At 42.3% G+C, this 23,254-nt stretch carries 24 protein-coding genes; 4 read left to right on the top strand and 20 right to left on the bottom strand.

The window, feature by feature from the left end; all coding sequences use genetic code 11:
- Nucleotides 1-9: 9 nt before the first annotated feature.
- On the top strand, nucleotides 10-993 hold the full coding sequence (locus NRIC_RS16280) for a LacI family DNA-binding transcriptional regulator (protein ID WP_146623769.1): 984 nt from the start codon (nucleotides 10-12) through the stop codon (nucleotides 991-993).
- An 89-nt stretch (nucleotides 994-1,082) separates the two neighbouring features.
- On the opposite strand, the gene NRIC_RS16275 is transcribed toward NRIC_RS16280, so the two are convergent.
- From NRIC_RS16275 to gnd, 10 genes are all read right to left on the bottom strand, one after another.
- A complete protein-coding gene (locus tag NRIC_RS16275; protein WP_146623768.1) occupies nucleotides 1,083-1,727 on the bottom strand; it encodes a bifunctional 4-hydroxy-2-oxoglutarate aldolase/2-dehydro-3-deoxy-phosphogluconate aldolase in 645 nt (214 codons plus the stop codon).
- 26 nt (nucleotides 1,728-1,753) lie between these two features.
- Nucleotides 1,754-2,827 (bottom strand): mannonate dehydratase, encoded by a 1,074-nt coding sequence (gene uxuA, locus NRIC_RS16270; RefSeq protein ID WP_146623767.1) that lies wholly within the window; start codon nucleotides 2,825-2,827, stop codon nucleotides 1,754-1,756.
- A gap of 35 nt (nucleotides 2,828-2,862) precedes the next feature.
- Nucleotides 2,863-3,309 (bottom strand): PTS sugar transporter subunit IIA, encoded by a 447-nt coding sequence (locus tag NRIC_RS16265; protein ID WP_146623766.1) that lies wholly within the window; start codon nucleotides 3,307-3,309, stop codon nucleotides 2,863-2,865.
- Between the two features lie 27 nt (nucleotides 3,310-3,336).
- Nucleotides 3,337-4,215, bottom strand: coding sequence for a hypothetical protein (locus NRIC_RS16260; protein ID WP_146623765.1), 879 nt, complete (start codon nucleotides 4,213-4,215; stop codon nucleotides 3,337-3,339).
- A gap of 84 nt (nucleotides 4,216-4,299) precedes the next feature.
- A complete protein-coding gene (locus tag NRIC_RS16255; protein WP_146623764.1) occupies nucleotides 4,300-4,806 on the bottom strand; it encodes a PTS sugar transporter subunit IIB in 507 nt (168 codons plus the stop codon).
- Between the two features lie 23 nt (nucleotides 4,807-4,829).
- Entirely contained in the window at nucleotides 4,830-5,687 is an 858-nt protein-coding gene (locus NRIC_RS16250) for a PTS system mannose/fructose/sorbose family transporter subunit IID (protein WP_146623763.1), read from the bottom strand.
- Between the two features lie 21 nt (nucleotides 5,688-5,708).
- On the bottom strand, nucleotides 5,709-6,548 hold the full coding sequence (locus tag NRIC_RS16245; RefSeq protein ID WP_146623762.1) for a PTS mannose/fructose/sorbose/N-acetylgalactosamine transporter subunit IIC: 840 nt from the start codon (nucleotides 6,546-6,548) through the stop codon (nucleotides 5,709-5,711).
- A gap of 12 nt (nucleotides 6,549-6,560) precedes the next feature.
- Nucleotides 6,561-7,667: an iron-containing alcohol dehydrogenase family protein gene (locus NRIC_RS16240; RefSeq protein ID WP_146623761.1), complete on the bottom strand. Its 1,107-nt coding sequence runs from the start codon at nucleotides 7,665-7,667 to the stop codon at nucleotides 6,561-6,563.
- Between the two features lie 2 nt (nucleotides 7,668-7,669).
- On the bottom strand, nucleotides 7,670-8,686 hold the full coding sequence (locus tag NRIC_RS16235) for a D-isomer specific 2-hydroxyacid dehydrogenase family protein (RefSeq protein WP_146623760.1): 1,017 nt from the start codon (nucleotides 8,684-8,686) through the stop codon (nucleotides 7,670-7,672).
- A gap of 14 nt (nucleotides 8,687-8,700) precedes the next feature.
- Nucleotides 8,701-9,600: a phosphogluconate dehydrogenase (NAD(+)-dependent, decarboxylating) gene (gnd, locus tag NRIC_RS16230; protein ID WP_146623759.1), complete on the bottom strand. Its 900-nt coding sequence runs from the start codon at nucleotides 9,598-9,600 to the stop codon at nucleotides 8,701-8,703.
- A gap of 682 nt (nucleotides 9,601-10,282) precedes the next feature.
- Between gnd and NRIC_RS16225 the strand changes: the two genes are divergently transcribed.
- A complete protein-coding gene (locus NRIC_RS16225; RefSeq protein ID WP_146623758.1) occupies nucleotides 10,283-11,173 on the top strand; it encodes a MurR/RpiR family transcriptional regulator in 891 nt (296 codons plus the stop codon).
- A 53-nt stretch (nucleotides 11,174-11,226) separates the two neighbouring features.
- Here NRIC_RS16225 and NRIC_RS16220 read toward each other — a convergent pair whose 3' ends face one another.
- From NRIC_RS16220 to ptcA, 6 genes are all read right to left on the bottom strand, one after another.
- Nucleotides 11,227-12,030 carry an Asp23/Gls24 family envelope stress response protein gene (locus NRIC_RS16220; RefSeq protein ID WP_146623757.1) on the bottom strand — a complete coding sequence of 268 codons (804 nt, stop codon included), beginning with the start codon at nucleotides 12,028-12,030 and terminating at the stop codon, nucleotides 11,227-11,229.
- 101 nt (nucleotides 12,031-12,131) lie between these two features.
- Nucleotides 12,132-12,707: a TMEM175 family protein gene (locus NRIC_RS16215; RefSeq protein WP_146623756.1), complete on the bottom strand. Its 576-nt coding sequence runs from the start codon at nucleotides 12,705-12,707 to the stop codon at nucleotides 12,132-12,134.
- Between the two features lie 126 nt (nucleotides 12,708-12,833).
- Nucleotides 12,834-13,766, bottom strand: coding sequence for a carbamate kinase (gene arcC, locus NRIC_RS16210; RefSeq protein ID WP_146623755.1), 933 nt, complete (start codon nucleotides 13,764-13,766; stop codon nucleotides 12,834-12,836).
- A 97-nt stretch (nucleotides 13,767-13,863) separates the two neighbouring features.
- Entirely contained in the window at nucleotides 13,864-14,961 is a 1,098-nt protein-coding gene (gene aguA / locus NRIC_RS16205; protein ID WP_146623754.1) for an agmatine deiminase, read from the bottom strand.
- Nucleotides 14,915-16,333 carry an APC family permease gene (locus tag NRIC_RS16200; protein ID WP_146623753.1) on the bottom strand — a complete coding sequence of 473 codons (1,419 nt, stop codon included), beginning with the start codon at nucleotides 16,331-16,333 and terminating at the stop codon, nucleotides 14,915-14,917. The genes aguA and NRIC_RS16200 overlap by 47 nt, the downstream gene beginning before the upstream one ends.
- Before the next feature lie 110 nt (nucleotides 16,334-16,443).
- A complete protein-coding gene (gene ptcA / locus NRIC_RS16195; protein WP_146623752.1) occupies nucleotides 16,444-17,463 on the bottom strand; it encodes a putrescine carbamoyltransferase in 1,020 nt (339 codons plus the stop codon).
- Nucleotides 17,464-17,741: 278 nt separating this feature from the next.
- Here ptcA and NRIC_RS16190 point away from each other — a divergent pair, with 278 nt between their 5' ends.
- Nucleotides 17,742-18,701: a response regulator transcription factor gene (locus tag NRIC_RS16190; RefSeq protein WP_146623751.1), complete on the top strand. Its 960-nt coding sequence runs from the start codon at nucleotides 17,742-17,744 to the stop codon at nucleotides 18,699-18,701.
- Nucleotides 18,702-18,999: 298 nt separating this feature from the next.
- Complete coding sequence (locus tag NRIC_RS16185; RefSeq protein WP_146623750.1) at nucleotides 19,000-20,349, top strand: LPXTG cell wall anchor domain-containing protein; 1,350 nt, start codon at nucleotides 19,000-19,002, stop codon at nucleotides 20,347-20,349.
- Between the two features lie 42 nt (nucleotides 20,350-20,391).
- Here NRIC_RS16185 and NRIC_RS16180 read toward each other — a convergent pair whose 3' ends face one another.
- From NRIC_RS16180 to NRIC_RS16165, 4 genes are all read right to left on the bottom strand, one after another.
- Nucleotides 20,392-21,126: a helix-turn-helix domain-containing protein gene (locus NRIC_RS16180; protein ID WP_146623749.1), complete on the bottom strand. Its 735-nt coding sequence runs from the start codon at nucleotides 21,124-21,126 to the stop codon at nucleotides 20,392-20,394.
- Between the two features lie 31 nt (nucleotides 21,127-21,157).
- Nucleotides 21,158-21,583 (bottom strand): hypothetical protein, encoded by a 426-nt coding sequence (locus NRIC_RS16175; RefSeq protein ID WP_227873833.1) that lies wholly within the window; start codon nucleotides 21,581-21,583, stop codon nucleotides 21,158-21,160.
- The gene (locus NRIC_RS16170) at nucleotides 21,583-21,948 is read right to left on the bottom strand and encodes a LytTR family DNA-binding domain-containing protein (RefSeq protein WP_227873832.1); all 366 of its coding nucleotides are present in this window, start codon (nucleotides 21,946-21,948) and stop codon (nucleotides 21,583-21,585) included. The genes NRIC_RS16175 and NRIC_RS16170 overlap by 1 nt, the downstream gene beginning before the upstream one ends.
- Before the next feature lie 141 nt (nucleotides 21,949-22,089).
- Nucleotides 22,090-23,187, bottom strand: coding sequence for a class C sortase (locus NRIC_RS16165; protein WP_146623747.1), 1,098 nt, complete (start codon nucleotides 23,185-23,187; stop codon nucleotides 22,090-22,092).
- Nucleotides 23,188-23,254: the final 67 nt, after the last annotated feature.

Below are 23,254 nucleotides of genomic sequence, written 5' to 3'. Positions count from 1 at the left end.
GTACAAGCAATGGCAATCAAATTAACCGATGTTGCTAAGAAAGCCGGTGTCTCCCCTACCACGGTTTCCCGCGTCATCAATAATTACGGGTCATTAAGCCAAAAAACCATTGATAAAGTCCATGCAGCTATGGAGGAACTAAACTATCAGCCCAATTCTCTCGCCCGTTCCTTGCAAGGGAAAAACACCCAGCTGATTGGGGTTATTTTCCCTACGGTTTCCAATCCTTTTTTTGGCGAATTAGTGGATAAATTAGAAACCACCTTGTTTGAACAAGGCTACAAAACGATTCTTTGCAACAGCGCCAACAACAAAGAAAAGGAACGGGCCTATATTAATATGCTGGCAGCCAATCGCGTAGATGGCATTATCGCCGGTGCCCATAATCTTGGAATCAAGGAATACGAAAATATCGCTCTGCCGATTGTTTCCTTTGACCGTTATCTGTCAGAAAATATTCCAATTATCGGCAGCGACAACTTTCGCGGCGGGTATCTCGCAACCGAAAACTTGTACCTGCGAGGCTGTCGCAAAATCGGCATTTTAACAGGCAGTCTTAAATCCGACTCCCCTACTAATGGACGGTTAGAGGGCTATGAAAAGCTGCTGCAGGAAAAAGGCTTGGAGCCGCGTATTTTCACCATCGATTCTCGGGCCAGTTCAATGGCTCTGAAAACCTTGGAAATTAAACGGATTTTAGAAAAGGAAGAGTTGGATAGTCTCTTTTGTACCGATGACTTAACCGCTATGCTGGTATACAACATTTGTCAGGAAATGCAAATTTCAATTCCTGAAGACTTGAAGCTGATCGGTTATGACGGAACCAAATTTATACAGAACTATTTCCCGCAACTCTCAACCATCGCGCAGCCTATTTCAGACTTCGCTGATTTACTTGTCGATCTATTGATCCAACGAATCACCGCGCCTGACAAGCAAATGGAAAAACATTATGTGCTGCCGGTCAAATTGATCCAAGGCCGTACGACTTGAACTGACTCAAAAGAATCTATTCTTTTAGCGAAGAATAGATTCTTTTTGCACAAAAAAGGAACCTGACCTTTCGATCAAGTTCCGCAAATTTAACTATTCTTGATTTGTGATACCAGCTGCCTCAGATTTTCGTCTGCTGGTTTGCCTTCATCTTCTCTAAACATGTCTTCAGATAGAATGAATGACCCGCCGACTGCAATGATCGAATCATTTTGAAGATAGTCGGTAAAATTCTCTTGGCTGATCCCGCCAGTCGGCAAGAATTTGACATCATAAAAGGGGCCGCTCAACGCTTTGATAGCTTTCAATCCACCGTAGATGTCCGCCGGGAAGAACTTCACGACTTTAATCCCATATTCCGTGGCCCGCTGGATATCTCCTGGCGTTGCGGTTCCAGGAAACACCGGAAGTTCTTGTTGAATACAATACTCGATCACTTCTGGGACGACCGCGGGAGAAACGATAAATTGGGCGCCGTTTTCGACTGCAATCTTCGCTTCCTCTAAGGTTCGTACCGTGCCAGCTCCGACGATCAATTCCCCTGAAGCAGACAGTTTTTTTATTGCTGGTGCCGCTAATTTGCTGCGGAAAGTGACTTCGATGAAGCGCACTTCATTTTTGATCAATATTTCTTCCAATCGATCCAAAAGTGTTAAATCGGTTGCCGTATACAGTGGCAATAGCTTGACCTCTTCGATTTTTTTGTACAAGTCGTGCTCCATATTTGCTAACATAATTTGTCTCACATTCCTTTTTAACCCTAATTTTGACCCTTGGCTTTGAGAATTGCCTCATGCAGCCCTTGCATATAAGAAATACCCATAGCCCGATCGTACAAGCCATACCCAGGCATGGCTACTTCGCCCCAGACAGTTCGTCCATGGTCAGGACGGATCGGACCATCAAATCCAGCCTCGATCAATGCTTCCATAATAGCATACATGTCCAAAGACCCTTCCGTACTTAAGTGGGCGGTTTCTTTAAATTTGCGTTCGCCTAAAAACTCCACATTACGGAAATGAACAAAATTAATTCTGTGACCAATTTCACGAACCATGTCAACTAAATCATTGGAAGGATCTGCACCAAGGGACCCTGTACAAAATGTGATCCCATTATACGGTGAATCGACAATGCTGAGGATTTTTTTCAAATCAGCCAAGTTTTTCGTAATGCGTGGAAAACCAAAGATTTCCCATGGCGGATCGTCTGGATGGATCGCCATTTTAACATCTGTTTCTTCACAGACTGGGATAATGCGTTCTAGGAAATACCTTAAATTCTCAAAAAGATCTTCATCTGTGACGCCGTCGTACATTTCCACCAATCCGCTAAATTTTTTCAAGCGTTCTTCTTCCCAGCCGGGCAAGCTGAAGCCTTTGGACTGACTGTGGATCAGTTTGTACATATCGCTCGGTTCCATATCGTCAACGACAGCCTGATCATAGACCAATGAAAAACTGCCATCTTCGTTCTCGTAATTCAAGGTAGTTTTGGCCCAACCGAAAATCGGCTTGAAGCTGTAGCAGATCATGTGAACGCCACAGTCAGACAAATTGCGAATCGTTTGGATATAATGATCGATATACTGATCACGTTCAGAGGAGCCTGCTTTGATCGCATCGTGAATCGCGACACTTTCGATACCCAGCAATTCCAGGTTTTCCTTCTCGATCGATGCTTTTAGCTCCTGGATTTCATGGACTTCCCAAACATCTCCAGGTAATTTATTCAGCAATGTACCGATGACGCCGTTCATTCCTGGAATCTGCCTCACATTTTTTAAAGGAATGGAGTCGCCTTTCTCTCCATACCATCTGAATCCCCATTTCATATTGAATCATCCTTTGCTGTTTTTTTGCGAACACTTTAAAAATCGTCTTCGTCTTCCTCGTCGTCTTCGACCATTGATACATGCCAGCTGCTTAAGCTTTCTGAGCCTTGTGCCAGTACAGCTTGCGCCGTCTCAGCAACAGCGGTGCCCAAGATCTGATGATTGATGGTTTCTAACAACATTGGCAGATTGACACCACCGATAATATAGATGGACTCTTTCAGTGATTCTTCTAATTGATTGGTGATAAGCACTGACTGATTGTATGGACTCGCACTCACCAAATCCACCAATACGATCACGCCTTCTTCTTGGTTCACTTCCTCGATTGCCTGTTGGATTTTGCTGCCTAACGCTTGAACATCATCCCCTTGATTCAGGTTGACTGTCGCAATATTATTAGTGGCTCCGATGATCACTTCGGCAGAATCCTTCAACCCGTCGCTTAATTTTCCGTGGGTCGCAATTACGATACCTAACATCTGTCGTTCCTCCCTTTTTTTGAAAAGTCATTGTAATACTTCTATAATCGCTTCGCAGTTTGTCTGACTGCTCTGTTTTTGTTTTAAAGCTGCTTGGTCCAGAAAAAAGTCACCCTTCTTGTCTAAAGACTCTTTTCCGCTAAAGAAATAATTGAGCTCACTTTTTGGTTCTGTCTGCTGAATTTTTGCTTGGTTCAATTTGTCTTTGGAAATTCCGGTACCCGAGAAATACAATGGGTCATCTGATCCGATCGAATCCAGAACATAAATCTTCGCTGATGCTTTACACGAACGTTTCATCGCTTCGATCCCATTTTCCCCAAATGTTCCTTCATCTACGAAAGCAAAGGCTGTTTTCTGATCATGCTTTCTGCTGATCATCTCCATAATGGCCAGCAGCGAAGACGTATTACGAACCAAGGTATGTCGTTCAGAAAGACCTTTTGCCACTCTGCTTAAGCCGAAGAAATAAAGTCCAAAACAGATGATTGCCGCGATCGTGCTCGGTGAAGTCAGTTGGAAGGATGTTGGTGACACCTTCATATAAATCAATGTAGCGAGTAGTCCGATCAGCAAGGTGATCGCTGAAGTCGCCATAATAAAATTGGTCGTGTGTTTGCTTTGCTGCTTTCGGTCAAAGAAAGGGTAACTGCCAAAATGCTTCGGTGGTGTGTCATAATAGGTACAAATGATTCGATCGGCCTTTTTGATATTGCCCACATAGACATTGTTTGAGCTGTATTTTTTTCCTTGATTGTATTCGATCACGCGTACATCTTCGCGCATTTCTGCAAGATCTGCTACAAGTGCGCTTAAGAATCGACGTTTTTGCTTTTCTGTGCGTCTTACACGATACACATATTGGTATCGAAACAACCAATCGTTGATTTTTTCACTTTGTTCCATATGATCTAACCACTTTCTGTTGATTTTGGTCATTAGAGTACCCGTCGGAAAAGCGCCGTTTGACCCTTTTCCGACGGGATCATTCTACAATCCGAATTGTCCCAGCACTTCTTTCAGACTTGATTTAGGTGCAGAAGGCGTTGCTTGGAAATAAATATTTTCTACCCCGTAATTTTCATTCATGTCTTTCAAGCGTTCTGCGTCTTCCTTGTTTAAATACACAGATTTGGTCACCAACAAGTCTTTGTCAGGGTCCTTTTGCGCAATACCGCCGATATTTAATTCCTTCATTGGAACCCCATGTTTGACCAGGTCATAAATTACACTGACTGTTTTGGTGATCAAAATACAATTGTACTCTTTGAAATTAAATTCGTCCCAATAGTATTTGGCCTTTTCTGGTGTGATAACGATGGTTTTTTGTCCAGTACGACTCCCAGCGCTCTTGTACAGATCACGCATGAATTTGTCTTTGGCTACCACTTCGTCTACAACAAAAATTGAATTGACTCCGCTTTTTTGTGATAAGGTCATCATCACTTGTCCGTGGATCAGACGCTCATCCACCCGTGCTAGATTTACTACTCCCATTACAGATCACTTCCTTTGATAAATTATAAGATTCCTACAGCAGCTAATACGATCAAGATCCCGGTCAGCCACAGCAATGCTTGTGTCACCTTCAGACCTTTCTTCGTATAGAACCAGTATACGCCCATTACCACTGCCAGCGGTAAAATTCCTGGAACGATTTGGTCCAAAATGTCCTGAACGATAAATTCTCGGCCTGAGATTTTAAACTGCAGGGCTGAACTCACTTTGACATAGTTTCCGGCTAAGATCCCCATCATGAACAATCCAAGTACGGACAGGGTTTCGATCGCCGTTTGTACTCCGGCACTTTGCATCAACCCTGTTGCATTGCGCCCCATCGAAAAGGCTTGTTTTGCAAAAAAGGTCCCCAAGATTACTTGGTACAAGGCAAAACATACAAATGGGAACAACGCCCCCATCGGGCTGCCTTCTTGCGCCCACGGCACAGCCATGGCGATAAAGATATATTGAACCGTTCCCGAGTCAATCGCATCCCCAATCCCGGCCAATGCACCCATCAAACCAGCTTTGGTATTGTACATTAGATCATCTTGCATCATGATCTCTTTGTTTTCATATTCTTCTTCAGCTCTTTGCTGCTCCATCGAAGACATCAGACCAGTGATGACGCCGCCGCCCCAGCTAAGCTGTGTGTTGAAGAACAACAATTGGCGTTTATAAGCAGCTTTCAATTTGTCATCGTCTTTGTACAGTTTTTTCAAAATTGGCAGCATTGCATACAGCAGTGATGGTGCCAAATACCGTTCAAAGGAATGGGGGATCTCATTGGCAAAATGCCATCTAAGATACGCTTTCGTTACATCTTTTGTGGTAATTTCTTCTGGTGCTAAATTCGTTGTTTTTGTCATTTCAGTCATCTTTTTCCCTCCTCGTTTAGATTAGAACCCGTCATCATAGTCATCGTCGTCGTCAAATGGGGTGCTTGGGCTGTCTGCACTGGAACTCGCAGCAGGAGCAAGCTTGCCCTTTTGTGATTGCACGAAGATCAAGGCGATCAATACACCAAAGATTGCGTAAGTGACCATCGTGATCTCTAATGATTTCAAAACGACGCTCATGAAGTAGGCAAGGAAGAAAAAGACCATATAATCTTTTCGTCCAATGACATACACTGTCGTGGCGATTCCAATCGCTGCAAGGCCGCCGCCGACAACTTCTAACACGTGAATAACGACTGTTCCTTCTAGGGCAGTAATGACATCCGCAATAACAGGTGCTCCTAAATAAAGAGCAATAAATACCAATGGCACAAATAATACGAATGAAGCAATGGTTGGATATAAAATAATGGAACGGGTAATTGCTTTTGGATTCATGTCCTCCACCGCTTTATCGGTATACTTCCCTAAGAAGGTATTGATGAAGAATCTGAATTGGTACAAATAACTACCTAAAAGTCCTACTGGCACTGCCACCGCAATTGCTGCTTCCGGCTTCAAATTTCCTAACAATGCAACGGGCACCGCAATCGCAGCTGCGATTGAAGGCTCTGCTGGCATTGATCCTCCGGGTGAGAACACACCCATGTAGATCATTTGCAAAGCGGCAGTAACGATCATTGCCTGTGCAATATCACCCATCACTACTCCAACGATAAATCCTGTCATTAGTGGAGAGAACCGCAATGTTAATGTTGCGCCTCCTCCTAGCCATCTTGACATAACAGCCGCAACCCATAGAGCGATCAACAAGCTCTGCATTACACTTAAAGTTTCCATATGTCCTCCTTTTTAACGCTTTCCATTTATATAATTTTCTAATTCAAAAATTGAATCCTTCAATAACTCTTTTGTGATCGGCAGGGGAATCAAGTGCACTTTTTCTTTTGAATCGATAAACGCCACGATGTGATCGATCACTGACTGATCAGTTGGAAAACAATTCATCTGCTGCAGTGACATCGGCAATCCCAGCTCTTGATAAAAAGGCAAAAGCTGATCGATCATCGTCCATTTTTTTTCGATTGCCAACTGATAAAAAATTCCGTAAGCGACTTTCTCACCATGTAAATACTCATGACACGCTGGAATATATTTACTCAGTGCATCATGCATCGCATGAGCGGCAGCATTTCGAGCATATTTGTCGCCAAGCCCACCTACCAGTCCTGCGACCGCAAAGACGATTTCGGACAAGCGAACAAATTCCTCTGACAACTTGCCGTTTTTCATGTCTTGGATGGCCTTGGCCGAATCCTTAGTGATCGCCTCTTTGCATAATTCACTTGTAAAGCCTGCCATCCGCAAGAACGGTTCTTCTTTTAGGTGCTCCTGCTGCAAGATAGCATCCGATTCATACCACTTGGCCAATGTATCAGCCAACCCGGCAATGAAATAGTCAACCGGCGAATCCAGAACCAACTCAGGATCGGTGATCAAAAAACTGGCCTGTCTTAAAAAATGCTCGGTCTTTCCTTCGGATTCGCCACTTTCTTTGTACATAACAGAAAGCGGAGTCCAAGGTGCACAATTGCTGGCTAGCGTGGGGATCACACCAAAGTTGGTATTTGACACGTGAGCGGCATAACCGACTAAATCAGTTAACTTTCCGCCGCCAACTCCAATGATAAAATCAATCTTGTTTTTCTTTACCAACTCAACGATCAGGTCCGCTCCGTAATAGCTGCATTCTCCAGTGTATGGATGAAACGTAAACTGATAGCGATCATCGTTCAAAAAAGCCAGTTTTGGTTTTGCTTTCTCCCACGAAACCGTTCCATGGACGATCAATATGTTTTTTGCCGCGTATTCTTCTAAAACATCCGGCACAAAATCCAATGCGTCAATGTGGTACCGGTAAAACTGCGGGCCCACTTTCACTTTTAAATCATTCAGCATCTTTATTTACTCCCTATCTCCTGCGGCAAATGCTTGCTGTAGGGCTGCACTGCCCGCTCTGGCAGTTTGCCTTGCGATATATCCTCCACATCACGAACACACTTTTTTCCCATCTCTTCTAAACATTCCATAGTATAGGCAGAGGTGTGCGGTGTCATAATCACATTTTCAAACGCTAAGTAAGGATGGTCCGCACGTCCAGGCTCCTCTTCCAGCACATCGGTCGCAAATCCAGCGATTTTACCAGACGTTAACCCGTTTACAAGCGATGCTTCGTCGATCAACGCTCCACGTGCACTGTTGGAAATATAGACATGATCCTTCATCTTTGCGATCTCATCCGCAGAGATCATATGGTAATTGTCTTCCGTCAGATTGGCACATAGGCAGATGATGTCCGATGAGGTCAGTAATTCGTCAAGCTCGACTTTTTTTGCTCCGAAGCTTTGAATATGCAGTTCTGATTTATAAGGGTCGTAAGCCAGAACATTGCAGCGAAAACCATTGCGCAAAATTTCTACAACACAGCTTCCGGTATTGCCGACACCGATGACCCCAACTGTTTTGTTGAACAGCGTTCTGCCAACAAATTGGGCCCGGTCTTCCCAATGATCTGCTTTCACTCGTTCGTGGGCTTCCACGGTTCGGCGTAAAAGAGCCATCAAGTTGGTCACATTATTTTCGGCTACCGCGTCGCGTTCTACTAAAGCAGGAATGATCGTCACCACTGTATCATGTCGTTTTGCCGCTTCAACATCAACATTGTTAAAACCGATCCCATGTCGGGTAATTAAAATAAGTTCATCCTTGTGATCAAAAAATTCCTGCGTAAAAAACGGGGTAACACTTGCAATAACAATATTGTACCCATGAAGGGTCTCGGCTAACTCCTTGCCGCCGATCTCACCATCCACGGTAAACTGTTCGACTTCTCCGATGGCTTCCAACCGAGCGATATGCTCAGGGAAAATTTTTCCAAAACTACTTGAATTAACGATTGCGATCCTGTACTTTGACATGTTTGTAAACTCCTTTAATTGCTTTTGACCATGGCATGTCCCCCAAAACCGTGGCGCAATGATGAGACGACTTTGTTTGAAAAACTATCTGGAATCTTGCTTTCCTCTCGAACGAATAACGATAAAGCAATGGTCGGAACAGGAATATCGTGCTTTAAGGCTTCCTCGACTGTCCATTTGGCTTCGCCGCTGGCATCCACCTCTCCCTTGATCGTTTCGAGATGCGGATCAGCTGCAAAGGCCTCCTCTGCTAATGCCATTAATCTGGCTTCGATGATCGATCCGTGATTCCAAACTTTCGCGACCTCCTTCAAGTCAAAAGAATAATCGGCCTTTTCCAAGAGATGAAATCCCTCTCCGATCGCTTGCATCATGGCATACTCGATTCCGTTGTGAACCATCTTCAAATAATGTCCCGAGCCAGCTTTACCAGCGTAAAGATACCCTTGCTCGCAAGCTAAATCCCTAAAGAAGGGTTCGGCGATTTTAAATGCGGCTTTATCTCCTCCGATCATCAGACAGGCACCGTTACGTGCGCCCTGCATCCCACCGGATGTTCCGCAATCAATGAAGGACACCCCATGCGCCTTGGCAAGCTGATAATTTTTCTGGCTGTCATGAAAATTCGAGTTGCCGCTGTCGATCAGGATATCCCCCTCGTCCAGCTTAGAAACCAGCTCTTCGACCAGCCCGTTCGTGATCTTTCCGGCAGGGGTGCTTAAGAAAATCATCCGTCTGCCTGAGAGCGTTAACAAAAGTTTATCTACTGAATCCACAGTCTCAATTCCAAACGATGCTGCTGTTTTTCTTGCTTCCTGATTCGCATCTAAACCGATCACCTGCCAATTTTGATCAGCAACATTTCGTGCCATGTTCAAGCCCATTTTGCCCAAGCCAATAAAACCGATCTGCATATTTTTTTCCACCTGCCTTTCTGCTATACTAAAATAGTACCCTATAAAAAAAAATATGTAAACTCTTTCGTTAATTAAAAAAAATTTTTTATTTCTCGGATATTTATTTTAATTCAATGATTTGAATACTGTTATCCTATTTTGAATTTTGGCATATATAAGAAGGAGCGCTTCTGCTGATTTTCTTGATGCTGCAGGATAAAAGATAACCAAAGTCTTGATTTCCCATGAGCTTTAGGGATTTACTCATGGTGCAACGAAAGAAAACACCCTTACCGCTAGAATCCCATCTCCTTGTCTTTTGAAGAGAACGGCCCTATTTAAAGCGCTTTCTTTTAGATAACTGAGTAGTTACAATTTAGCGGTTAAAAGCGTGATTTTGCAATCATTCATCTCCATTTTTCCAGTTACTGTTGGGTGCTATTTAATTAAAGAGTTGCCTGATTCTAAAAAAGATTATTTATTTTTTTAAAGGGGAGAATACAAAAATAATTTTAAATATGAGCAAAATTCAGTAAATCGAATTGTTTTTTAGCAACCGATTTTCTATAATACACCTAAGCTTTGACTGAATACCTGCTCAATCAATTGAAAGGGGATTCAAAGATGAAGAGACTATGTACACGTGTTTTGCGTCATTGACAGATTTTAATAGATAAAAGAACCGTTTTAGGAGGATCTCATGAAAAACCATTATTTGGACCAGCGAATCAGAATCAAACGACCGAATCTCAGCGATACAGAACAAAAAATTTCCGATTACATCGTACACTCTGAGGAAACATTGGCTCATAAAACCTTAGAGGAATTGTCAACTGAAATCGGTGTCTCACAATCTTCTGTATACCAATTTGTCAAAAAAATCGGTTACAGCGGGTTTCAAGATTTTAAGATCGACATTGCACGGCATTCCAATTTTCAGCCACATTACCAGACCGTCGATTACATGAATGGCGTTGATGATATCACCGCCGAAGATTCGAGTATCGACATTGCAAAAAAAGTACTGCAGGCAAATTTACAGTCGCTTACCAGCTCGACGCAATTCTTAACCCAAGAACTGCTGGATAATGCATTAGCCTTGATCTACCCGGCGAAGACACTGCACTTTTTTGGTCAGGGCGGATCAACGATCGTAGCTTTTGACAGCTTTCACAAGTTCATCCGGACAAAATATCGCTGCAATTACGTATTTGACTACCATATTCAACTAAGCTTTGCGACAAAATTGACCAGTGAGGATTGCGTGTTTATTTTCTCTCACTCTGGACAGACGATTGAATCGATCAATCTGGCACGGCAAATCAAAAAAACACCTGCTAAAATCATCACACTGACCGGCAATAGCGGATCAGAATTGGCCAGTCTTTCGGATGAATCAATCATTGTTGTTACAGAGGAAAGTCTTTTCCGTACCGAATCGCTTTCGTCACGGATTTGCTATTTGTCAATCATGGATATCCTTTATACCAACGTCATGCACCATGACTATGATCGAAACATTGAATCGATCAAGAAAATCAGAGACAATATCGGAACAACCAAAACCAATCCGAATCATTACACGATGTAACGATTCTCCACACAAAAAAAATGAGTGAGGACGCCTGTTCCTCACTCATTGCTTTATTCTACTCGTTTTTTCTCTTCGTCTTTTCCATCTTCAGATGTTTCTGACGGGTCTTCCTCAGATTTTTCTTCTGCTTCGTCTCTTTTTTCGTTTACATATTCTTTCGCCTCATCAGCTTTTTCAGAAGCTTTGTCTTGCAAAGTTTCTTTATCTTGCTCGTGTTCTTCTTTGGTCTTGATGTCTACGACCTTCAAGTTTACTTCGATCACGTCAAGATTCGTCATTTGTTTGACTTCTTTGGCAATGACTTGCTTCAATTGAGTAAAGATTTCTTGGATGTCCTTGCCGTATTCAACCACAACGTCCATATCGACAGCGACTTGCTTTTTGCCGACTTCTGTTTCGATACCGGCAGTTTCATCTGCATCGTTGCTGATTTTCTTGGCAGCATTTGAGAAAAATCCGCCGTCTACAGTCAATAAGCCATCCACACTATCTAAGGCAACAGCGATGATTTTCTTGATTACTGAATCATCGTATTCGACGTTTCCGCGGATATTTTCGATGTCTTCTTTGTTGACTTTGCTCTCTGAAGCTTCTTGGCTGTCCGCATTCTTATCGTGAGATGATTGGGGTTTGTCAGATTCTGCTTTTTTCTGATCTGTTTCTTTGACTCCGTTGTCTTTGTCATTACGGTAATCATTGGTCTTTTCTTTGGCTTGCTTGCCTTGTTCTTCTTGCCCTTTTGTTGCTTCATTCTTGATTTTAGATGCATCTCCGCCAGCGTCCTTGTGTGCTTCCTTCACGCTTTCAGTAACTTCTTTTTTCATGTTTTTGTCTACTAAGTTTTCAATTTCCATTATGAATCCTCCTCTTTTCTTTATAAATCAAGCATAGAGGATAACCCTTGATTTTCAAAATAAAACGCTTAGGACTCGTTAAGACATTAGAAATTGTTGATTTATTTTGCAATTTTTTCGACTTTTTTCTCTGGTACGACCCATAATGTCAGCATGATGCTGTTGACGATCAGGATCAAAAGCGGATGGATCAGCCAGCCAACGATCAACGCCAGAACGTTTAGGACTAGGGTAGCCCGCATTTTTTTATAGTCTTGAAAGAGCAATCCGACTGAAGAATCTTTGCCATTGGCTCTGGTTAAGGAAATTCCCAGTAGGCAGAAGGAAAGATCCGCGCCAAAGATCACTAAGCCGTACATCATTTGAGGAGCCAATGATAAGGGGTAGTCGGTCACCCAAACAGTGGCATAAGGAAACAAGGTCATGGTCAAGATCAAAAGATTGTTGGCCCACAGGACACGACCGTCAACCTTATGAACCAATTGAAAAATATGATGGTGGTTGTTCCAGTAGATCGCTAAGGAAACAAAGCTGATCAAATAAATAATAAATTGATGGGCAGTCCCTTCAAAAGCGAAAAAGGTATCGCCCTTTGGTTCGTGCAGCTCTAAAACCAGCAACGTCATTACGATCGCGATGACCGCATCGGTAAAGGCTTCTATTCTGCTTTTCGGCATAAAATCTCCTTCTTTCTCCGTTCAATTAGAGTCTACTATATGTCGAAAAAAAATGCTTTTTAAACGTTTTTCTTCACACAAAAAAATGCCAGAGGGTGGTCAAACCTCTGACATCTTTTCGTATTTTTAAACTTGTACAATGGTGCCGCTCTTTCCTACTACAGCATCTGATGCTTTTTCCAAAGAGGCAATGATGGCTTTTCTTCCTGCTTTGGATTCCGCAAAATCAATCGCTGCTTCGACTTTCGGCAGCATGCTGCCTGGAGCAAATTGATCCTCTGCGATATACTCGTTCATTTTGCTCACTGTTGTATCCACTAAAGCTTCCTGGTTTTCTTTGCCGAAGTTCACGAATACATGGTCTACAGCTGTTAAAATAATAAAGATATCTGCTTCGATCAAAGCCGCCATTTTAGCAGCGGCAAAATCTTTATCGATTACCGCATCGACCCCTTCATAGTGGTCGCCATGGTAAACGATCGGAATGCCTCCCCCTCCGCAGGCGATCACGACTTGTCCTGCGTCAACTAACGTTTTCAAACTCACTTTTTCATAAATATCAACGGGTTTTGGTGAAGGAACCACTCGACGCCACCCACGTCCAGCATCCTCTTTATAGACATCGCCGGTCTCGTCCATAATTTTTTTGGCTGCTGCCTCATCATAATACCCGCCGATCGGTTTTGTCGGATTTTCGAAGGCTGGGTCTTTCGGATCGACAACGACTTGCGTCAGCATGGATACTACGGGTACATCGTTCAATCCGCGTGCCACCAGTTCTTCATCGATCGCTTGCTGCAAATGATAGCCGATGTAGCCTTGACTCATTGCCGTACACTCTGGAAAAGGCATGATCTTTTCTGGATCATCGCTGCCGAAATTTTCAAAAGCCAAGCGAATCTGCCCCACTTGCGGCCCGTTTCCGTGAGCGATCACAACATGGTGCCCAGCAATGATCAAGTCTGCGATTGATTTCGCCGCAAGCTCGGCCTTCGTTAATTGTTCATTCGCCGAATTCCCTAAAGCATTGCCTCCTAAAGCAATAACGATTTTTGACATGTGAACCCTCATTTCTTTAATGAACCCCTATCAGGAGGTTCCTATTTTCTCTTTTGTTCGAGTATCTGTTCAGACACTCGAACACAGCTTATTTTCTCTAACGTTTTGGTTGTTGCTGAGTGATACAATGAATATTTCCGCCGCCATATACGACTTCAACAGTGTTCACGCCAACGATTTCTTTGTCTGGGAACATTTCTTTGACTTGTTCCAAGGCCAATGCATCGTTTTCGTCGCCATATTGCGGTACGATGACACCGTCGTTTGTAATCAAGAAGTTCATGTAAGAAGCGATACAGATGTCGCCATCTTCACGTGGCATCGTGCCTTCTACATAATCAATCTTGAAGTTGCCGTCGATGGTTACTGTTTCAACTGGGCAGCATAATTTATGCACTTTCAGCTTGCGGCCTTTGGCATCTGTCATTTCAGACAAACGTTTGTAAGCATCTTGAGCCGCTTCATAGAATGGGCTCTTTTCATCTTCGGTATAGATACAAGCCACTTCACCTGGTGCCACAAAGCAAGCCACATCGTCCACATGTCCGTTGGTTTCTTCAGGGTCAATTCCGTCGCCTAACCATAATACTTTTTCTACATTTAAGTAGTCACAAAGCATTTTTTCGATTTCTTCTTTGGACATGTGCGGGTTGCGGCCTTCGCTTAACAGACACATTTCAGTAGTTAACACGGTCCCTTCGCCATCCACATGGAACGAGCCGCCTTCTAATACAAAGCCTGTCGTACGGTAAGAATCCACATGTTCAATTTCACAAACCTTTTGAGCTACCAAATCGTCTTGATCCCATGGGAAGTACAAGCCGTCAACTAATCCGCCCCAAGCATTGAATTCCCAGTCAGCTGCTCGTAAATCACCTTTGTCATTGATTAAGAAGGTCGGTCCGCAGTCACGGATCCACGCATCGTTGTTAGACATTTCGTAAACAGTAATTTCTGGTGGTAATTGACGTCGACAGTTTTGGAATTGCTGCTGAGACACAACCACATTCATTGGTGTAAACTTGCTGATCGCTTTCGCTACTTCAGTAAAAGCTTCTTGCACAGGTTTACCACCATCACGCCAGTTATCTGGACGCTCTGGCCAAATCATCCATACTTTTTCCTGTGGTGCGTACTCTGCGGGCATTCTAAACCCGTCTTGTTTCGGTGTTGTCGCTTCGATTCTCTTCGCCATGGTTATCGGCTCCTTCTTTAGTAATTTTTTTGAATACAATAATCGCTTCGCCAAATAAGATAAATATGATTGCTCCAATGGTGATCGGTAGCTGCTCTGTTAAGGTGGCTGCATCGAACTGCAATGGGATTGCAGTAAAAATCAAGGAAATAATGATCATCAGCATTGGTGCAATGACTAACAGTTTCAAGACACCATTTCCACCGCCAACTTTAAATGGTCGAGGTGTATCAGGATCAATCTGTCTTAATTTGTAGAATGCCGGGAACACAGGTACATAAGACAATAGGAACATAACTAAATTCAATGAGAAGAACGCCCAGAACAAGTCTTGGTTTGGCAAAATCGGTGCAATCACGATTACGACGGTTGCAACGAACCCGTTCATCAAAGCAGCCCCGATCGGCATTTCGTTCTTTTGGCTGCGTTTCGCAAAGAATTTTGGCATGTCTCCATTTTCAGCAGCATAACAAGCTGTGTTGTTTACTCCTAGTGACCAAGAGATCATATTCCCAAACAAGGTTAACAGGAAGAAGAAGGCCATCAAGATAATGAACCAGCCGCCTGTTGAACCAGTCAAGAGCTTGAAGCTGTCCATCATTCCGCTGCCGGTGCTGATTTGATCGGTCGGGATTGCTACCCCGATACCAAAAGCGGAGAAGATATAAATCGCAGCAATTACGATTCCAGCAGCCACAATCGCTTGCGGAATTTGTTTTTTAGGATTTTCCATGTCATCTGCAAATGTGCAGATAACCTCAAAACCTAATAAATTGAAAATGATAACTGAAATAAAGGAAAGACTGTTCAAATCGAAAGATGGCAGCATGGATTGAACCGTAAACTCGTTTGCCATCCCTCTAGTAAAGGCTACATATAGACCTAAACCACCGATTAATACGGCCAAAATCATTTTAATGACTGCTGCACCGTTTAAGATCCATACACTGTCGCTGACTGGGTAAAAACTGATCCAAACAATGATCCAAGTAAAGGCCAACTGGATAATGATGGAAGGAATCGTCGGAAATTCAATCCCCGTGATGGTCGTTAACAGTTCCGGACACATAACGGCCAGTGAAGCTAACCATAAGGGGAAATTGATCCAATAATACCAAGAAACCCGTGAACCCCAGCGATGACCAAAGGCTTTGGTTACCCAATCGTAAATTCCGCCGTCGCCAATATAGGTGGTTCCTAATTCAGATGAAATCAGACCATAAGGTAGTAAGAATGCTACCAATAGGAAAATCCACCAGAAAAATTGGGAATTTCCGATTGCGGCAACCGGCGCTGCAGCTTCCGCTACGAATACCACGCAGATAACGGAAAGAATGGCACTCATCAAGCTAAATTTTTTCTTTTGTTCCATTTTTCTCTTCCTCTCTATTATGGAAGGAATGGTTGAGGCCTCAGCCTCAACCATCTGATGGAAATAAGTCCTTAGCGAAAAGCAGAGTTATTTCCATTCCTACGCTGTTTTTACAGTGGTTTTTTTAAGAAAACTTCTAGGTCTGCTTTTGCTTCGGCTGTGACAGCTTCATCAATTGGATTCTTTTCTGCGTAATCGTTCATTAAGTAAACCAATAGTCCACGAATCGAAGTCAACCGGTTTTCAGCTTCATCGAAACAGATGGAGTTTGGTCCGTCCATGACTTCATCGGTTACTTCTTCACCGCGAGTAGCTGGCAGACAGTGCATGAATTTCGCGTTCTTGCCGGCTTTGTTCATTAACTCTTCATTTACTTGGTATTTAGGATAGAAGACATTCATTCGTTCTTCTTCTGATAATTCTGCTTCATATAAGCCATACCATACATCTGTGTAAACGAAATCAGCACCAACGATTGCTTCAATATCATCCGTTACGGTATAAGTTCCGCCTGACACTTTGCAGTTGGCTTCTAATTTTGCTTTGTGGTCATCGTTTAACTGGAAGCCTTCTGGGCCGAATTGTACGAAGTCCATACCGATCTTAGTTGTTACTAATCCTAATGAGAAACATACTTGGGTTGCATCACCGATGAAGGCTACTTTGCAGTCTTCTAATTTCTTACCTTCTGGTAAATGTTCGACCATTGTCGTCAAATCGCCAACTTCTTGCGTTGGGTGGTTGTAGTCAGACATTCCGTTAATTACTGGAATCGTTGCGTGGGTAGCTAAATCGTTTACACTATGATGACGTTCTACCCGTGCCATCAAGATATCTACTAAGCGAGACAATACTCGACTTGTGTCTTCAATTGTTTCGTGTCCGCCCAACTGAATTTGTCCTGGTGCCAGATATTGAGCATGTCCGCCTAATTGAGTCATCGCTGTTTCAAAGGATACGCGTGTTCTAGTAGAAGATTGTTGGAAGATCATTCCCAAGGTTTTGTCTTTCAATAGAGGTGGATAAAATCCATTTTTAATTGCTTTTTTAATTTTTAATGATAAATCAACGATGTATAAAATTTCCTCCTTCGTATAATTTTCCGTAGTAATAAAATCGCGTTTTGCCATGTTGATTCCTCCTAATAAATTTTCTTATTTGCTTTTGCATTCACACCATAGCAAAAAAATGTAAGGGTTTACGATAATCTTATAGTAGTAAACGCTTACAATGGATAAACCCTTGATTTCATAAGATTTATTTGGCCATCTAAACCCTTGATTTTATGCAAGTTTAGAAAGGTTTAGCTAAAAGTTTAAGCGTTTCATTAGCTTTTAATGGTATAATAGGTTTTATTAAAAGGTTTATTTCACAAATAAAAATAAAACACCTGAAAGGGGTTACCTATATGGTGGCTATTTTCATCTATAATATCCTTTTGATCGTTTTATACACGATCACCATGTCTATCGCCCTAACCTATTACGCGAAGGAAAAACGAAAAATTTTCCTAGCGATAACTTTCTATTTGGCCTTTTTCATTTTAGACAATGTCATTATTTACATGACTGAATTTTTCAACAGCTTCGCTAGTAATTACAACCAAGCCTTCATGAGTGTTCCCGCAGTGAAGACCATCATCTTCATTGTCAATGCCTTTTGTTCCTTGTGGATCGTCGTAGCGTTGTCCAAGGACAAGATTCGGCCCTTCCAAACAGGCATGCTCATTTTGCTGGCGGTTTGGATGCTGTCAACGCCGCTCCTGCCGAATTCAGCATTCAAGGTTTGGCTGTATTATCTGCCGAATCAACTCTTTTTATTTTATCTTGGCTGTTACGCCTGGCGTCAATTTCGTAAAAACACTAAAATATCAGAGACAACCCGCAAATATTTAAAATGGGCATCCATTATTGCACTTATCTTTAGTATCGCGATCATCTTAGAGGATACCTTCGTGATTTTCAATATTGACCAGTACACCTCCTTGACTATCAAAATCTACAATCGAAACATTTGTGAAGATATTTTTTCCATTTTAGTCAGTTTGATGGTGATCTATTACTTTTTACGCGATCATGCTGTCCGTGAAGAACAGCTCTTGCAAACAGAGGAGGAAAATCGAGAGCTTTATTTCCTGCAATTTTGTCAGGTACATCAGTTTACTCAGCGGGAAATGGAAATATTTCAATTATTATTGGAGCACAAACCCAACCAAGAAATCGCTGATGAGCTTTTCTTGTCTGTCGGTACGGTCAAAACCCATGTCCACAATATTTTTATCAAATTGGATATCAAGAAACGAACCCAGATTCAAGCCATTTACGAAGACTTTAGACTGAAACAAGACGAAGAAATGCTGGAAAGCTGACCGCTTTCCAGTTTTTTTGTCAGAACGAAAAATAGGTTTCGCTTTGGAAGCATATCAAATGTATCATTTATTCCACTGCCTTTCCCACATCAAATATTCGTTATTTTTAAATCATTTAAAATTATGTTTAATTCTCCTTAATTTTGATTTTCACTTCCTATAAAACACTCCAAAATAAAGGTTTGTATACATAATTTCCATCTGTTTAAAAATCTCATCATTCTATATAAATCTCCACATAACAATTATTTTATGATACAATAAAATAGAAAATTTTATAAAAAATGGAGGTTTTTGAATGTTTAAGAAAAGTGTTTATTTGTTTTCGGCAGCATTGTTGGGGCTGTCTCTTTCTCCCTTGTCTGCCTTTGCGGATGAAGCGCTGGAAACTCCAGCGCCCGTAGTTACTACAGAATTTGTTGAAAGTTCTGACAACACCCAAGTTTCTGTAGCCGAGAGTGAGAATGTCCCTTCTGCAGTCGAGAATGAGAGTGTACCTTTTGCAGACTCAGCACCAGAAACTGCAGAACCAACAGTTGTCGAAGCGCAGGTTCCTGAGGAAGAAACCGTACAAAGCGAGCAGGCACTGACTGACACAGAGAACCAAATGACGGTTGCCGCACCCTTAGCCGCACCTGCACCAACCACCCTGACAGATGACCATGACGGAAAGATTGCTGATCACGACAAAGCAATCACCGATGAGGATGCGACCATTTCCTCTGACTATAATTTCATGCCAAAATTTGATGATTTGGATGATGATGATTTTGTAGTAAATGCTGGATCCGCTACATTTACCGAGGATTCAAGAGCCTTCAAATTTGACTTGCGTACTGCGAATCCAAATGAAATCACAGTGACCTTTAAAAATGTCGGTTCATACAAAGGGAAAGTCATTGACATGAAAATTACAGTTAAAAATTGGACTCCTTTTTCAAGTGGAAGTCTTTATGGTCAATCCCTTTCTATCCATAAAAGCAACGGTATCACGATGTCTGGAATCAAGGATGTGCAGTTAGGTTATTCCTTTCTAGATAACTTGACAGGCAATGCAGCGACTGTTTCGGGATTCTTCAATTTTACGGATATTGATTTGAAACAAAGCATTGATGTTTTTGACAACAATAACGTGCAGAACTTTTTTGTAGCAGAAGGAAACATCCTTTACTACAAGACCTATGCAGGGTATATCAAAATTGGCGATATTAGCGGTCGCCATTCTACAGATAGAGATATTGAAAATTGGCTGACCTATACCTATAAAAATATTTCAAACTTTGATATTCGTTACAATCAAGATTATGAAACAGGTGCTGTTTTTAACTATACGTACCAGGCTCCCGTAGTGATTGAAGAGACACCGCCGTCCATTGATCCGGAGGAACCAATCGAAGAGCCGCAGCCAAATGAAGTAATCGCGGAACCGATCGAAGTGCCGCAGCCAAAACAGGAAAGCAAGGTAGTGAATTTAGCTGCTCCTGTTAAAAAAGAGGAAGTAAACATCATCAACACCGCAGCGCTTCCGACGACCCAAACGAGCCTGCCGCAAACAAACGAGCAGTCCTCTTCTGCTTTAGCGGTCGTGGGCAGTCTTTGCCTGCTGCTCTTCTCAGCTCTTTTCTTGAACAAAAAGAAAACATCTTAACCACGAAAAAACGATCTGCGGTCTTGTTCCGCAGATCGTTTTTTAGATCGTCAGCTGCTCTACCTTTCTATTTTCATAGGCATAATTTCGATATACCGCATCTGTTAACGTATACCCTTCGCCCCATGAGGTTTGGATCGCTTCTTCTGCCAGCCCATCCTTTTTGAAGGCTTCGCGAATTCTTTTCATGACCATCGATAATTGAACCAAATGCGATTTCGTCGTCGCTTCGTTCCAAAGATAGTTGCACAACTCTTCTCTGGAGGTGATTTCTCCTCGAGCATCGTAAAGCTTGTCCAGCGTTCTCCGCTCAAGTTTTGACAAGGAGAGGGCCCCCAGCAACCGTTTCTTTTCCATCACATATTTTCCACTTGTCCAAGAAACAGAAGGACTCTTCAGCTTTAAATGCTTCGTCAGTTGAAAGAGTTTTTCTCGCACTTCTTCTGTAGTCTGCTCATCACTGATCCAGTCGTGAATCCCTTGTGAGACACCTTCTTTCTTTTGCTCTTCGGCGATTGGAAGTTTTTCGACCTTTCTTAGAATCACCGACGTATCTTGTTGCAGCGTCGGCAAAACGGCGGTCAACTCTCGCTCAGAAATCGTTTCACTAAGAATGATATATTGAAAGTAGCTTGGTATTTGCAGCGCTTCAGCTCCCCTGTTCAACAGCTCAAAAACGCCTGAAGAACAGAAAACTTCGTAATTCAGTTTTTGGAGTCTGGCTTGCAGCTTTTGTTCAACCAAAATATTTTTCGTCAACAGCAATACAGATACCATTTCTTCACCTTCTTTTTTGGTGTTTTGATTGTTACTCTTTGTCTGATCTTGATTGAAATTTTTTCTTCAGCTGTTCATTCATTTTATTTGTCATTTGTACACTGATGCTAAATAGGATCCATTTGCCGATCAGGTAGCCCAGCAGGATGAAACCCAACAGGATCCCCATCACCAGCAGAGGTGTATTCCAGGAAAATAGGTAGTTGCAGACTAGAAAACATACACACAGATAAGCGATGTAAACCAGCTGAACAACCATCGGGCCCAGAAAGTCCACCAATCGATCTAAGTAAAAAAGCAGACAACCGCTCACCGAAACCAAGGTAAAGATCAGTATAGAAAAGACAGTCTCATTCGTCAGGTGCGCGCCTGTTACCAAAGCAGCAAGGACGCTCCAGGTGAAAACAAAAGAAAAGATAACAAGCAGTTCACGTACAATCGTCACATATCTCATCATTAATCATCCACCCCTAACTGAATCTTCAAATTGCGTACATAGTTGCGAGAAATCGATATCTTTTCGCTATTTTTCAATTTTACAATTAATCGGCCATTAAAGGTAGGGGTGATCAGCTCGATTTTTTCGATGTTCAAAATGACAGATTTAGACACGCGGATGTAGTGGGTGCCTTGATACTTTTCCTCTAACTGATACAGCTTTTCTTTGACCTCAAACACTTGATCTTTGGTATACAAAAAGACCTTTTTTTCTACTGCTTCAAAATAATACACGTCACATAAATTTACTTTATGTAATTGTCCCTCTTTGTTCACCCATAATGAATCATCTTTTACCCGCAAGGAATTGATCAAACGTATCATTTCTTCATCCAAGGACCGGACTTTTAAGATCAGTTCTTCCTCGCCTTGATCAATAATATCCACTTTGATTTTGATAGAAAAACCTCCCCTGCTCCTACAAGAATAGTATACACAAAAATACAGGGTTCATGTTTTTTTATTTTAATAATTGACTGTTTTATATGAGAAACAATCATTATAAATTTTCTTTACCCACAAATAATATTGTTTTCCTGCCTGATTCTTCAAATAATAGCGCCCTCCTCTTAAAGGCTGGTATACCAGATTCCCTTCTTTATCTGCGTGGATTTCTATAGCATTCTTTTGATCTGCCAGGACTGCTTTTTTCTTCTTGGTATACAAAATATAAGGACCATCTCCGATTTCAGGAATGAAAATGCGGTAATAGCGATTAAAAATAATGTGTTTTTTTATTCTTTTCCAAAAAACATATACGATCCCAAAAAGCAAGCCAACGCCGCAAAGAGCAGCGATCCAAATCAACCGTTTTTGTCTTTGCTTCAGCGCAGTCAGCTGCTGACGTTTGTCTTCAGAGAAGGCGGTCCTTTCGCCTGTCACGATCAAACGATGGGAATTGACCATATAGGGTGTACAGGTAAGCAGTGTGACTAGGTCCTTGCCCTTTTTGATTTTGAGTTGTTCCGTTTCTTCAGGTTCAACCACCCGACGTTTGATCACCTTGTAAGCAAACGTATTTCCGCCGATCTCAATGTAAAATTCATCGTTTTTTTTAAGTTCAGGCAGATCCGTAAAAAATTTAGCATTGGACAATCCGCGATGTGCCGAGATCACTGCATGGGAACTTTCTCCGCCAATCGGATAAGAGGTTCCTTCCAGAAGCGAGGCCCCTCGTTCCAGAAAATAGTCGCTGGTTCGATCAAAAATCGGCAGGCTGACATTGATTTTGGGGATCGAGATCGTTGCAATCGTATGCTTGGCTAAGTAATCTGGGCTTTTTTCTGCACCGTTTTTTTCAGCGGCATCAGAAAAGGGATCGGCTCCAGCATTCATGCCTTCAAGAGCCAGTCGTTTATTTTCTTGGTTCATTTTTTCCTGCAAGGCAGAAATCTTTTTTCGATCCTGATGATTGGCTTTTTCCTGTGCTTGTTCGATGATGCGTTGATCCATATACTGCATCCAGGCATTTCCTACGAACGGATAGCTGAGGGCCCCAACGCCAAAAAGCAAAATCAACAGCATTATTAGATCGAGCAGCAGCTTTCGCTTCCATTTTTTCATCGGACCCGCCTCCTATACAGGAAGAGTCGAGATAGAAGCTTGTTTATCTCGACCCTGCCAATTTCTT

The sequence above is a fragment of the Enterococcus florum genome, from assembly GCF_004309355.1.
GTDB lineage: Bacteria > Bacillota > Bacilli > Lactobacillales > Enterococcaceae > Enterococcus_A > Enterococcus_A florum.
The sequence above is the reverse complement of the archived record's forward strand: the minus strand, read 5'-3'. Positions and strand labels throughout refer to the sequence as shown.

Bases quoted from the DNA above. Each gene is read 5' to 3' on its own strand.
- arcC (WP_146623755.1), bottom strand. From the start codon at position 13,766: ATGTCAAAAATCGTTATTGCTTTAGGAGGCAATGCTTTAGGGAATTCG.
- NRIC_RS16265 (WP_146623766.1), bottom strand. From the start codon at position 3,309: ATGTTAGGTATCGTAATTGCGACCCACGGAAAATTAAGCGACGGGTTG.
- NRIC_RS16200 (WP_146623753.1), bottom strand. From the start codon at position 16,333: ATGGAACAAAAGAAAAAATTTAGCTTGATGAGTGCCATTCTTTCCGTT.
- NRIC_RS16215 (WP_146623756.1), bottom strand. From the start codon at position 12,707: ATGCCGAAAAGCAGAATAGAAGCCTTTACCGATGCGGTCATCGCGATC.
- NRIC_RS16255 (WP_146623764.1), bottom strand. From the start codon at position 4,806: ATGGGAGTAGTAAATCTAGCACGGGTGGATGAGCGTCTGATCCACGGA.
- NRIC_RS16165 (WP_146623747.1), bottom strand. From the start codon at position 23,187: ATGAAAAAATGGAAGCGAAAGCTGCTGCTCGATCTAATAATGCTGTTG.
- NRIC_RS16245 (WP_146623762.1), bottom strand. From the start codon at position 6,548: ATGGAAACTTTAAGTGTAATGCAGAGCTTGTTGATCGCTCTATGGGTT.
- NRIC_RS16185 (WP_146623750.1), top strand. From the start codon at position 19,000: ATGTTTAAGAAAAGTGTTTATTTGTTTTCGGCAGCATTGTTGGGGCTG.
- NRIC_RS16180 (WP_146623749.1), bottom strand. From the start codon at position 21,126: ATGGTATCTGTATTGCTGTTGACGAAAAATATTTTGGTTGAACAAAAG.
- NRIC_RS16175 (WP_227873833.1), bottom strand. From the start codon at position 21,583: ATGATGAGATATGTGACGATTGTACGTGAACTGCTTGTTATCTTTTCT.
- gnd (WP_146623759.1), bottom strand. From the start codon at position 9,600: ATGCAGATCGGTTTTATTGGCTTGGGCAAAATGGGCTTGAACATGGCA.
- NRIC_RS16190 (WP_146623751.1), top strand. From the start codon at position 17,742: ATGGTGGCTATTTTCATCTATAATATCCTTTTGATCGTTTTATACACG.
- NRIC_RS16250 (WP_146623763.1), bottom strand. From the start codon at position 5,687: ATGACTGAAATGACAAAAACAACGAATTTAGCACCAGAAGAAATTACC.
- NRIC_RS16275 (WP_146623768.1), bottom strand. From the start codon at position 1,727: ATGTTAGCAAATATGGAGCACGACTTGTACAAAAAAATCGAAGAGGTC.
- NRIC_RS16170 (WP_227873832.1), bottom strand. From the start codon at position 21,948: ATGATACGTTTGATCAATTCCTTGCGGGTAAAAGATGATTCATTATGG.
- NRIC_RS16280 (WP_146623769.1), top strand. From the start codon at position 10: ATGGCAATCAAATTAACCGATGTTGCTAAGAAAGCCGGTGTCTCCCCT.
- NRIC_RS16235 (WP_146623760.1), bottom strand. From the start codon at position 8,686: ATGTCAAAGTACAGGATCGCAATCGTTAATTCAAGTAGTTTTGGAAAA.
- ptcA (WP_146623752.1), bottom strand. From the start codon at position 17,463: ATGGCAAAACGCGATTTTATTACTACGGAAAATTATACGAAGGAGGAA.
- NRIC_RS16240 (WP_146623761.1), bottom strand. From the start codon at position 7,667: ATGCTGAATGATTTAAAAGTGAAAGTGGGCCCGCAGTTTTACCGGTAC.
- uxuA (WP_146623767.1), bottom strand. From the start codon at position 2,827: ATGAAATGGGGATTCAGATGGTATGGAGAGAAAGGCGACTCCATTCCT.
- NRIC_RS16220 (WP_146623757.1), bottom strand. From the start codon at position 12,030: ATGGAAATTGAAAACTTAGTAGACAAAAACATGAAAAAAGAAGTTACT.
- aguA (WP_146623754.1), bottom strand. From the start codon at position 14,961: ATGGCGAAGAGAATCGAAGCGACAACACCGAAACAAGACGGGTTTAGA.
- NRIC_RS16225 (WP_146623758.1), top strand. From the start codon at position 10,283: ATGAAAAACCATTATTTGGACCAGCGAATCAGAATCAAACGACCGAAT.
- NRIC_RS16260 (WP_146623765.1), bottom strand. From the start codon at position 4,215: ATGGAACAAAGTGAAAAAATCAACGATTGGTTGTTTCGATACCAATAT.